12 protein-coding genes are annotated in these 9,541 nt (G+C 50.0%); 4 read left to right on the top strand and 8 right to left on the bottom strand.

Features of this window, described 5'->3' with window-relative positions:
• The 3 genes from E1189_RS05335 to E1189_RS05325 form a co-directional block, all read right to left on the bottom strand.
• Positions 1–558 (bottom strand): hypothetical protein (locus tag E1189_RS05335; RefSeq protein WP_155159014.1); only part of this gene is annotated, 558 nt, incomplete at its 3' end.
• A gap of 82 nt (positions 559–640) precedes the next feature.
• Entirely contained in the window at positions 641–1,315 is a 675-nt protein-coding gene (locus E1189_RS05330; protein WP_230460182.1) for an NUDIX hydrolase, read from the bottom strand.
• A gap of 43 nt (positions 1,316–1,358) precedes the next feature.
• Complete coding sequence (locus tag E1189_RS05325) at positions 1,359–2,180, bottom strand: polyamine aminopropyltransferase (RefSeq protein WP_155159013.1); 822 nt, start codon at positions 2,178–2,180, stop codon at positions 1,359–1,361.
• A 214-nt stretch (positions 2,181–2,394) separates the two neighbouring features.
• Between E1189_RS05325 and E1189_RS05320 the strand changes: the two genes are divergently transcribed.
• Positions 2,395–2,925 (top strand): NUDIX hydrolase, encoded by a 531-nt coding sequence (locus tag E1189_RS05320; RefSeq protein ID WP_155159012.1) that lies wholly within the window; start codon positions 2,395–2,397, stop codon positions 2,923–2,925.
• Here E1189_RS05320 and E1189_RS05315 read toward each other — a convergent pair.
• Positions 2,922–3,251, bottom strand: coding sequence for a YqfO family protein (locus E1189_RS05315; protein ID WP_155159011.1), 330 nt, complete (start codon positions 3,249–3,251; stop codon positions 2,922–2,924). The two genes, E1189_RS05320 and E1189_RS05315, sit on opposite strands and share 4 nt — an antisense overlap.
• A 3-nt stretch (positions 3,252–3,254) precedes the next feature.
• Positions 3,255–4,394 (bottom strand): 1-acyl-sn-glycerol-3-phosphate acyltransferase, encoded by a 1,140-nt coding sequence (locus E1189_RS05310; protein WP_155159010.1) that lies wholly within the window; start codon positions 4,392–4,394, stop codon positions 3,255–3,257.
• Positions 4,395–4,636: 242 nt separating this feature from the next.
• On the opposite strand from E1189_RS05310, the gene E1189_RS05305 reads away from it, so the two are divergent.
• Together E1189_RS05305 and E1189_RS05300 are read left to right on the top strand one after the other, a co-directional pair.
• Entirely contained in the window at positions 4,637–5,113 is a 477-nt protein-coding gene (locus E1189_RS05305) for a tetratricopeptide repeat protein (protein ID WP_155159009.1), read from the top strand.
• Positions 5,110–5,337 carry a putative signal transducing protein gene (locus E1189_RS05300; protein ID WP_155159008.1) on the top strand — a complete coding sequence of 76 codons (228 nt, stop codon included), beginning with the start codon at positions 5,110–5,112 and terminating at the stop codon, positions 5,335–5,337. The genes E1189_RS05305 and E1189_RS05300 overlap by 4 nt, the downstream gene beginning before the upstream one ends.
• Here the strand turns inward: E1189_RS05300 and E1189_RS05295 are convergent.
• The 3 genes from E1189_RS05295 to E1189_RS23595 all read right to left on the bottom strand — a co-directional run bounded on the left by E1189_RS05295 (position 5,334) and on the right by E1189_RS23595 (position 8,773).
• A complete protein-coding gene (locus E1189_RS05295) occupies positions 5,334–6,152 on the bottom strand; it encodes an MBL fold metallo-hydrolase (RefSeq protein ID WP_155159007.1) in 819 nt (272 codons plus the stop codon). The genes E1189_RS05300 and E1189_RS05295 overlap by 4 nt on opposite strands.
• 101 nt (positions 6,153–6,253) lie before the next feature.
• Complete coding sequence (dinG, locus tag E1189_RS05290) at positions 6,254–8,401, bottom strand: ATP-dependent DNA helicase DinG (RefSeq protein ID WP_155159006.1); 2,148 nt, start codon at positions 8,399–8,401, stop codon at positions 6,254–6,256.
• An 87-nt stretch (positions 8,402–8,488) separates the two neighbouring features.
• Positions 8,489–8,773 (bottom strand): DUF1145 domain-containing protein, encoded by a 285-nt coding sequence (locus tag E1189_RS23595; protein WP_196221214.1) that lies wholly within the window; start codon positions 8,771–8,773, stop codon positions 8,489–8,491.
• Between the two features lie 169 nt (positions 8,774–8,942).
• On the opposite strand from E1189_RS23595, the gene E1189_RS05280 reads away from it, so the two are divergent.
• Positions 8,943–9,428: a YchJ family protein gene (locus tag E1189_RS05280; protein ID WP_155159004.1), complete on the top strand. Its 486-nt coding sequence runs from the start codon at positions 8,943–8,945 to the stop codon at positions 9,426–9,428.
• Positions 9,429–9,541: the final 113 nt, after the last annotated feature.

Below are 9,541 nucleotides of genomic sequence, written 5' to 3'. Positions count from 1 at the left end.
TTTCTTAGCCACTTCTCCCATAATTTTCCCATGAAGACGGAAAACTTCAGAGGCTTCCCTGATAAACTCCGGGTCCACAATGCGAGCGCTGTTTTCATCAAGCCATATTTCCAGATTTTGACCAACCAGGAATGGATAAACCGCCATGACCATATTTTTACGGGGGTGTGGTACCAAATCCTGATGATAGAAATAAATGATGGATTCATTAGTAATGGAGTTCACTTCCAGCTCATTCTTCAAGCGCTTCTCTGACTCAAAACTAACGGTGCTATCACCTTCTCGATCAGGCTTCTGGAAGAATTTTACAAACAGGTGGGTATTACTGAATGATGTCTTATAGAGCGCATAATGCTGCTGCCCATCCAAATCAAGAGCAGATATATCAACCTCGTCCAACGGTTGATTATGCTCCTTCTGAAGATACAAATGGATGTAGGGAATCAGATAGCCCTTTTCTACACTTTCATTTGTGTCAGCTAGAGCCGCCTGAGCATTCAGCAGCCAAAATAGCCAAATAAAAACTACAAACCATCCATTGGTATAACGTTTTTTCACAGCACCCTCCTTTCAACACACACCTCTTTAAAATGAAGATTATTGCGGTTTTAGGCGCTGTTTATGGCAAAAAGTTCCTATCTCATGCCCGGCGGGACCATAGCCCCTTCTTAACTTCGCTTCCCTCAATATGGGGTACATTCAACGGAATGCCCGCCCCCAGAGACACATTGAGAAATTCCACCAGCATAATCGCCGTCAGTCCCCAGATTTGATACTCGCCGTACTGCCAGGCCGGCACATGGAAGGTCATATGCTGATAATGGAGTTCATCCGTACGCAAAGTGTCGGACTCCAGAAAATAGCTGACTGGAACCCGGAAGATGCGATCCAGCTCATCAGGGTTCGCCACCAACTCTACCCCGGAATCCACCACACCAACATAAGGTGTCACCTTGATACCGAAACGGGAGATTACATCACCAACCGGGCCAATCAGGTCAACCTGCTCGTAAGCTAAACCAATCTCTTCATGGGATTCTCGCAAAGCAGTTTGAGATAAATCATCATCTTCAGGGTCACGTTTTCCACCGGGAAACGCCACTTCGCCACTATGGGTATTTAGCCGCCTGGAACGGCGGGTAAAAATAATTTCTGGTTCTTCTGTTTCGCTGCGAGTGAGTGCAATAAGAACCGCAGCTTCTGGCATATCCAGAGTCAGCTTTCGAGGAGTATGTTCAGAAATCTGTTGTCGTATTTTTTTCAGCATAACGTTACGTGCTTCCGTATTCCTCTTCTTATTATAATTCACTAACATACTACCTACCTTCCAACCCACCAGCCAGAGCGATTCAATTATATTAAAGGCCTGTAACCCGGTACTCTCCAGCCACCATCGGATCAATAAAACCAGCAAAGGAAAACCCGGCATTCACTCTCGAATCTAACTTTCTGGCACGCTCTCGAAATACCAGCGGGTTCACAAGTTGCCTGTGTTTCACTGCCGCCAGAACCACACTGTCACCTTCAGGGCTATCCCACACAAACACGTGGGGAAATACCTGAATCACCTGATCAATACTCCGTGCAATGCTGATATTGTTACCACGGAGGATAGTCATCATAACGCCCGTTTCATTCAACTTGCCACACAGAGAATCCAACATCGCCACATCCCGAATGCCCGGTTCCTCAGAAGGTATTTGATCCACATAAATAACATCATACGTTCCCACAGACCGACTCAACAGATAGTCGAGATTGTCATCCTGCTGAATCGTTAGCCGCTCATCAGGGCGTAGATCAAAGTAAACATCTGCAGTTGAGATCAAAGAAGAGTCACGCTCGATCACCTCAATAAACTGAGCAGAAGAAAAGCTCCTCAAAAATTTGAGGAGCCCGATATTCCTCACCCCCACAACCATCACATGGTTCTGTACTGGAGCAAGCAGGAAAGATGCCAGAAGCTCGCGAGTATCAGAAGTCGTTGGTATATCTGGGTGCATAAGGCTGATCTGACTGCTGAGTAACTCACTGCCATCCTTACTGCGATAAAGTAGCGAGCGATATGCACCATTATCGACCACCTTTAACTCATTCCCGGCAATCGAACTGTTCAGGGTGACACCTTCATGGGGTACAGCCCGAAAACTATGAGTGCACATTGATGTATCGCCCAGCACAGCCTCCACCCCCACTATCAGCAGTGTGAGAAATAGAAACAGAAAAAAAGTAACAGGTAATCGAAGCAGTTTTATTGAAGGCGTCACTGTCGTGGCTCACAACAAGAATGGAAAGTATGAAAACCTTCGACAGCACTGCAAAACAATGGTTCCAGCGCTTGCCAAGAGGCAGGATTCTGGCACACTGAGACAATCACAGGGAGAACAATAATCGATGAAATTCTGTAGTGAATGTGGCACTCGAGTGACTCTCACCATCCCAAAAGGGGATGATCGGGAGCGGCATGTCTGCCCCGCCTGTAACACCATTCACTACCAAAATCCGAACATCATAGCTGGAACCATTCCTGTTCTTGGAGATCAGGTTCTCCTGTGTCGTCGAGCTATAGAACCCCGCTATGGGTTATGGACACTACCCGCAGGTTTTATGGAGAACGGTGAATCCACAATAGAAGCGGCTCGCCGGGAAACCTGGGAAGAAGCCTGCACCCGCACCCGCTGTGAAGAGTTGTACACTGTTATCAGTATTCCCAGCATCAACCAGGTGTATATGTTTTACCGCGCTGAACTGGATAAGCCGGAGTTTGCCCCCGGGCAGGAAAGCCTTGAAGTGAACCTGTTCGATGAAAAGGATATTCCCTGGGATAAGCTGGCGTTCAGAACCGTAGCCCGCACACTGGAATTTTACTTTATGGACAGACACCGGAAACAGTTCGCCCTGCGGGATGAAACCCTTACGTTTTAACAGCAGGTATTACAACTGCGCTCATCCAATCGCCATACTTCAAAAGCAGGCGTTTCATAGGGGTGAGCCTTGTGAAGAGCCGCAATAACGGCATCAACTACGTCATCAGCACAGACCATCTCAACCTTGAATTCTTCAACCTGTTCCTGCCGATGGCTTTGACCAATGTGGGGATTACTGCCTTCGAGAGGGCGAAACTGGCCAACCCCTTTTACCTGCCAGCAGCACTTATCGTAAGAGCCAATACGACCGGCACCAGCAGTAAACACAGCCTCCTTAACACCCTCAAGATTCTCTTCAGGAACAAAAAAGCAAAACTTGAACATACATCACACCGCCAAACTGTTAATAGCCGGGTTAGCGTAAATTTTCAAAAGCCACTGCTGTGCATCCTCCGGGCAGCTCTCCAGGGCCTGCTGAAACCGGGACTCATGCTCTGCCAGTTCATTGGCAGAAAACAGCTGGCGCCAATCCCCTTGCCCTGCACAATTCTCAAGAATTTCCTTCGCCAGCCAGTTGGAAGGCCATAGGCGATAGAGGTCATGCATTTGCTGATCGATGGCGCTGGCGACATCTTGAGGCGTTTCCAAAGCTGGATTCACAGGTTTTCCAAAAGCCACATGCATTCGTCCTTTAAAACCTTCAATACCAGTAAGAATGCTATTCAGATCTTCATCTTCCTCTTTATCGTACTCGCCATAAGCTTCACGGGCCTGCAACTCCACCGCCTTGTGAACGGCACAGGGGTCGTACTCATAGGAAATGGAAACAGGGATAATATTCAGGAACTCAAGAAGCTCGCCAAAACTGCGCTTATCCTTGCGAAAGCTCATGTGAAGCATTTTAAGAATCGCAGTATCAGTACGGTCATCGCCGTCTTTCGCTCGCCCCTCCCGGTGAGCCATCCATACGTCACTGCCCTCTTCAATGGAATGGCTGATATAGGCAGAGAGCTTTTGTAGAGCCAGCAGTTTCTCCCGTCGACCAGCTACAGATCGTTTGACAATAAAGCTTTTGTTCAGGCGCATCAGATCCGCCACATAAGGGCGACCCAACAGGTTGTCACCAATGGCAATGCGCGCCGTATCCCGCCCGTTATTGAACAGAGCGTAGTTCACCAACGCCGGATCCATAACGATGTCACGGTGATTGCTCAACAGCAAACAGCCTTTATTCTGGGGAAGATTTTCCAGACCCGACCATGTTAAACCACAGGAGGTTTTTTCAATAATCTGCTCAAGAAAAGGAGCGATACTTCGCTGCAGTCCATACACATCCTTAATACCTGCCACCATTTTTCGCACACGCATGCTAACCAATGGCTGCATAAAGTTGCGCACACAGGCTGGCACATTGGAGAAATAGAAGTGTCCGATCGCTCGCAGCAAATGGGGATTTCCCACCAGCTGTGCCAGAACTGGCGCCACCTCGTGGTCGTTATAAGGGCGAATGTCATCAAAGGATTGCATAAGAGGCAAGGGGTCTGTATCTACTTTAGCCAGCGCGCATTATATGGCGACCAGCGTACAAGTTCTGTTTCAGCCGGTAGCCTTTGAGTATCCTGTGTTACAGAACGAAAACATTTCCATAACGCGCTCAAGTTACATGGTTAAGGCTCCGGGTACAAATCAGGAGCTACAACAGATACCAATGCAGGGGTTATAATCCCGGCAGAGAACAATAAACGAGCCTCAAGCATTCAAGGGGAAATATGAAGTACACCACACGTTCCGCACTCTCATACGCAGTACTCGCGCTCGGAATTGGCTTTGTTATTCCCACCCAGGCCGTCAGCACACCGAATCAGCCTTCAGCAGAAGTCTCTGCATTAAAGGCCGCATCCAATAAGGGTGACATCACATCAACCCGCAAACTGGCAGACGCTTACCGCACTGGCCAGGGCATTGAGAAAAACCCGGAAACCGCATTCAGCCTTTATGTAGAAGCTGCAAGAGCCGGAGATGCAGAAGCCCGCTACAGAGTTGGCAGCGCCTACCATCGCGGGGAAGGAACAGACAGCAACCAGATCAGCGCCTGGGTGTGGCTGACGCTGGCCAGCAGGGATGAATCGCCAGTGAAAGATGAAGCTCTCACCCTGAGGAAAACCGTTACAAAGTCTCTGACTGAAGCCCAGCAAAGTCGCGCTAAAATCCTTTCTGAAAACCTCGAACAGATGCTAATGCAATGATCAATGTGTATAGCCCGAAAGATGCCATGGAGGCTGAGTGCCTGAAAGACATGCTCACCAGCCATCATATCCACTGCCATATAAGCGGCACCTTCCTGCAGGGAGCAACGGGAGAGCTGCCTGCCCACGACCTGATCGGTTTATATACCGATATTGCTGACGCAGACAGGGCCAAAGAACTCATTAACGAATGGCTGGAAGCCAGCCCCATCATTGATGACTAAAGTTTGACCTTCAAAGCTTCACGAATCAGGTTACGGCGACTGATGTTGTAACCTGTCAACCACGAAATCATCTCCTCCCGACCAAGAACTTTACGGGTAATCGCAGAGAGAGACAGCCCTTTCCTCTCCAACCGCTGGGACTCACTGCATAGCCAGACCAGGTTTTGTAATTTCTCTTCCATAGCGGCTTTGCCATTTTCAACAATGCCACGATGGGGACAAAACAGCACTTCAAAATCAAGTGCCAGAACCCTGTGAATGCTGTCAATCAGCTCACTGAGGTTCTCGTCATTACGGAACATTTTCAGGGATTTGGACAAATAGAGATCGCCACTGAACAGCCATTTCTGTTTTGGGAGAAAAAACACGGTTAAATCTTTCGCGTGTCCCGGCACATGGACGGGAATGACAGGGCTGCCATCAGCAAGAGCAATATCGGAGGGGTAGGAGTCTGTCTGTACAGGAATTGGAGAACCCCAGATAAATCGTTGTAGAGGAGGAACTTTAAAACCGGATGCCAGCTTCGCCTTTGCCAGCTCCGGTGCCAGAGGAGTCACTCCTGTTAAAGCCGCAATACGGGAAGCATTACCGCTGTGATCTTCGTGGTGATGGGTGATCAGCAACTGCCGAACAGGTTCCCGCTCAATAAATGGCTGAACCTCATTCCACTGGTTGGGTGGCCCACAATCAATCACCGTATCGCCAACACGGTACACAATAAAAGTGGTGTTGATGCCAGCATCCACACGCCCAACACGCATGCCGGACACCTCGCACTCCCCATCAGTAAAGCTGTACGTACCCCGAACCGACATGCCCTTCCCCCCTCAAAAGTCTCAGACGCAAACCGGAAAGTTTCGGACAGTACACAGAAAACAACAATGACTGAAAACCTGATCCCTGATGACAGAATGGTTCAGGCAATCTCCCGCTTATAAGGCGGTAAGGAGTTCAGGAGCGCCTGACCATAACGCCGGGATACAAGACGACGATCCAAGATCGTGATACGTCCTTTGTCTTGCTCCGTACGCAACAGGCGCCCGCTGGCCTGTACCAGGCGTACGGCCGCATCCGGCACAGAGATTTCCATAAACGGATTACCGCCCCGGGCTTCCACCCACTCAGCAAGAGAAGCCTCCACAGGATCATCTGGCACCGCAAAAGGAATCTTGGCAATTACGACATGCTCACAATACTCTCCGGGCAAGTCGATACCTTCCGCCAGACTCGCCAAACCAAAGATAGTGCTCTCCTTGCCCTCATCAATCCGCTCACGATGCAAGCGCAGTAGCTCCTGCTTGGAGTAATCATCCTGCATCATCACTTTTTCACGTTCTTCACGGCTCAGACCAAAGAACACATCCTTCATCTGCCTGCGAGAGGAGAACAGCACCAGCGTGCCCCGTGCGACCTCCATGAGTTTCGGAAGGGTTTCAATCAACTCATCGGTATGATCACTGGCTCTGCTGGGATCGGAACTCATAGAAGGAATAACAAGCGTGCCAGCTTCATGGTGGTGGAACGGACTGGGCACACTTTCACAACGGCTTTCAGAAGGCACGCCAGAGCGAATCCGATAACGATCAAAACGGCCAAGGGCGGCAAGAGTGGCTGACGTCACAACAGCACCCCAGGCATGATTCCAGAGCACTTCACGCAAGAGGCCACCGGCAAGAATCAAACTGCTGGCCACGATTAAATCCTGAGAGCCGTTGTAATCCGTTAACTCCAGCCAGCGGGCAGACGGTGGATGGCCTTCTGTATCCGGCTTGCTCCAGGAGAGCCAGAGCTCCTGATTCCCCTGCAAGCGCGCCAGCAGTGAACCGATGGGCGGAAGAATCTGTTCGGCCTGCAATGTGTCCACACCAGGCACATCACCATCCAGAGCACTCTTGAGTTCACTCACAATACGATCCGCCAGGTCAGACGAGGCACTGAACCCCGCCTTCATCTTGCCTGCCATCTCCCGAATATGTTCAGGGACAACGCCATCGGGCAAGCGGTAAACCATGGTGCGGCCGGTTTCTGACTCTCCGGCATGCTGAAAATCAGCAACAGCCAGTAAGGCTTCCCGCATCATGGCCTGCTCGTCCTTCAGCTCCTGAAACTTGCCTTCCAGCTGCTCAAACCACTCACCAATTTTTCCCGGTAAAGCATGGGAGCCGAGAATCTTGCCCAGCAGCTTCGCGGATTGATCCAGCCAGCGAGCTGTGTCGTTCAGCCGGGTATCGTGGGCAAAGTGGCTGATAGCTTTGTCTGGAAGATGATGGCCTTCATCAAAGATATATAAACAGTCTTTCGGTGGAGGAAGAATAGCTCCGCCTCCCAGCATCAAATCGGAAAGCACCAGATCGTGGTTGGTAATAATCACATCCACTTTATCCAGCGATGCCCGGGCACGGTAAAAAGGGCAACCATTAAAGTGAGCACACTTAGGGCCTGTGCATTGAGCATGGGTAGAGGTCAGTGCCATCCAGTCCTGCTCATCGATGGTGTCTTTCCAGCTGTCCCGGTCACCATCCCAGGAGCCGGATGCCAGCCGGGTGACCATAGTTTCGTAGAACTGGGTGGACTCTTCGTCCAGATCAATATTGAAGCCTTCCTCCGCAAACAGCGTCATGGTGGCGGAGTTGGCCTGTGTGCTCTGCAGTAATGTATCCAGCTTTTGCACACACACATAACGCCTGCGCCCCTTGGCCAGTGCCACGGTGAACTTCAAACCGCTGTGGTGGCTGATATCGGGGAGGTCTTTATTGAGAATCTGTTCCTGCAGGGCGACGGTTGCGGTGGCAATCACAAGGGTTTTATCAGCCGCCTGAGCAAGGGGAATACCCGCCAGTGTGTAACCCACGGTTTTGCCGGTGCCCGTGCCCGCTTCGATCACACAGACCGCTGGCTCAGAGGTGCGCTTACCATCGTCATCCATATCAATCACACCGATGGTTTTGGCAATCTCGGCAATCATGATTTTCTGCCCAAGGCGGGGTTTCAACTCCTTTTTAGCGAGGAATTGACTGTAGGCTTTCTGAATAGTCTGGCGCAAAGCCGGTGCCACCTGGGACATGGAAAAAATCGCAACCGTATAAGTGAAACAGGGAAGTATGAGTATACCCCCACTGTATAAATGTGCAGTAGTAAAATATGCGCGTATTCAGGACGCTGATTGAGTGGTTTCTTCCTGCGCCTGACTAAGGGTAGCCATATGGAAGGCACCAAAGATAAGAGTTTTGATATTGTCGGAGGCAACATGATGACTGAGGGAGCGAATCCGCCCTTGCCAGATCACTATTTCAAGAAGGTGTGCCACAAACACCAGGCCTCCCAGGGCAGGAATTATCTTATCGAGAGGCGCTGCCCACTCTATGAAACCGGTGGAGATAACCGCAACCCAAAACAAAACCGTCACTAGTTTTGCAACCGTCAGCATAATCTTCATAACGCCTCTCCTACTGCTACGACTTCCTGCCAGAAGCTTTGTTGTTATTGATATTTGTATCGTACTTTTTCCTTGACTCACACTCATGTTGATCAGCCTGCGCGATTCACTATAACCTGCCAATACCTCATACCACAATTGCATTCCGAAAACTGTTATTCTTACAGGCATGACTACACCATCTTCCTGCCCCTGCGGCTCTCAACAAATGTACGACACCTGCTGCGCACCGTTACACAAAGGTGAAGCCAAAGCACAAACAGCCGAACAGCTTATGCGTTCGCGCTATACCGCCTGGTCCCATGGGCTGATTGACTACCTCTTCAGCATCACATGGACAAAACAACAGGCCGGTTTAAAACGTGCCGAGATGCAGGACTGGGCTGATCGCACTCAGTGGGTTGGGCTGTCCATCCTCGACACGGTGAACGGCACAGAAAATGACGACCACGGCGAAGTGGAGTTCAGCGCTCGCTTCCGTCTGCCGCCGGTAGAAGCGGTTCAGGAGCATAGAGAACGTTCTCGTTTTGTGAAAGAAGGTGATACATGGTTTTTTGTTGATCCGACGCTTCCCGTTCAATCTGTCAAAGCCCCAGGCCGTAACGACCCTTGCCCCTGTGGTAGCGGCAAGAAGTATAAGAAGTGCTGCGGCTAAACCAGAAATGATTGCACTTTGACTTTGCTACCGGAGTTCAAAGTGCCTCCCTCAAAAGCCATTCACTCAATGGAAAAATAGTAAAAAAATTGTAAGGCTCCATCCATAGATGA

Origin of the sequence: Parendozoicomonas verongulae, from assembly GCF_009711465.1 — a bacterium.
Taxonomy (GTDB): domain Bacteria; phylum Pseudomonadota; class Gammaproteobacteria; order Pseudomonadales; family Endozoicomonadaceae; genus Sansalvadorimonas; species Sansalvadorimonas verongulae.
The sequence above is the reverse complement of the archived record's forward strand: the minus strand, read 5'-3'. Positions and strand labels throughout refer to the sequence as shown.

Coding starts and splice junctions, on each gene's coding strand:
- E1189_RS05330 (WP_230460182.1), bottom strand. CDS start 1,315: ATGTTAGTGAATTATAATAAGAAGAGGAATACGGAAGCACGTAACGTT.
- E1189_RS05320 (WP_155159012.1), top strand. CDS start 2,395: ATGAAATTCTGTAGTGAATGTGGCACTCGAGTGACTCTCACCATCCCA.
- E1189_RS05315 (WP_155159011.1), bottom strand. CDS start 3,251: ATGTTCAAGTTTTGCTTTTTTGTTCCTGAAGAGAATCTTGAGGGTGTT.
- E1189_RS05310 (WP_155159010.1), bottom strand. CDS start 4,394: ATGCAATCCTTTGATGACATTCGCCCTTATAACGACCACGAGGTGGCG.
- E1189_RS05305 (WP_155159009.1), top strand. CDS start 4,637: ATGAAGTACACCACACGTTCCGCACTCTCATACGCAGTACTCGCGCTC.
- E1189_RS05300 (WP_155159008.1), top strand. CDS start 5,110: ATGATCAATGTGTATAGCCCGAAAGATGCCATGGAGGCTGAGTGCCTG.
- E1189_RS05295 (WP_155159007.1), bottom strand. CDS start 6,152: ATGTCGGTTCGGGGTACGTACAGCTTTACTGATGGGGAGTGCGAGGTG.
- dinG (WP_155159006.1), bottom strand. CDS start 8,401: ATGTCCCAGGTGGCACCGGCTTTGCGCCAGACTATTCAGAAAGCCTAC.
- E1189_RS23595 (WP_196221214.1), bottom strand. CDS start 8,773: ATGAAGATTATGCTGACGGTTGCAAAACTAGTGACGGTTTTGTTTTGG.
- E1189_RS05280 (WP_155159004.1), top strand. CDS start 8,943: ATGACTACACCATCTTCCTGCCCCTGCGGCTCTCAACAAATGTACGAC.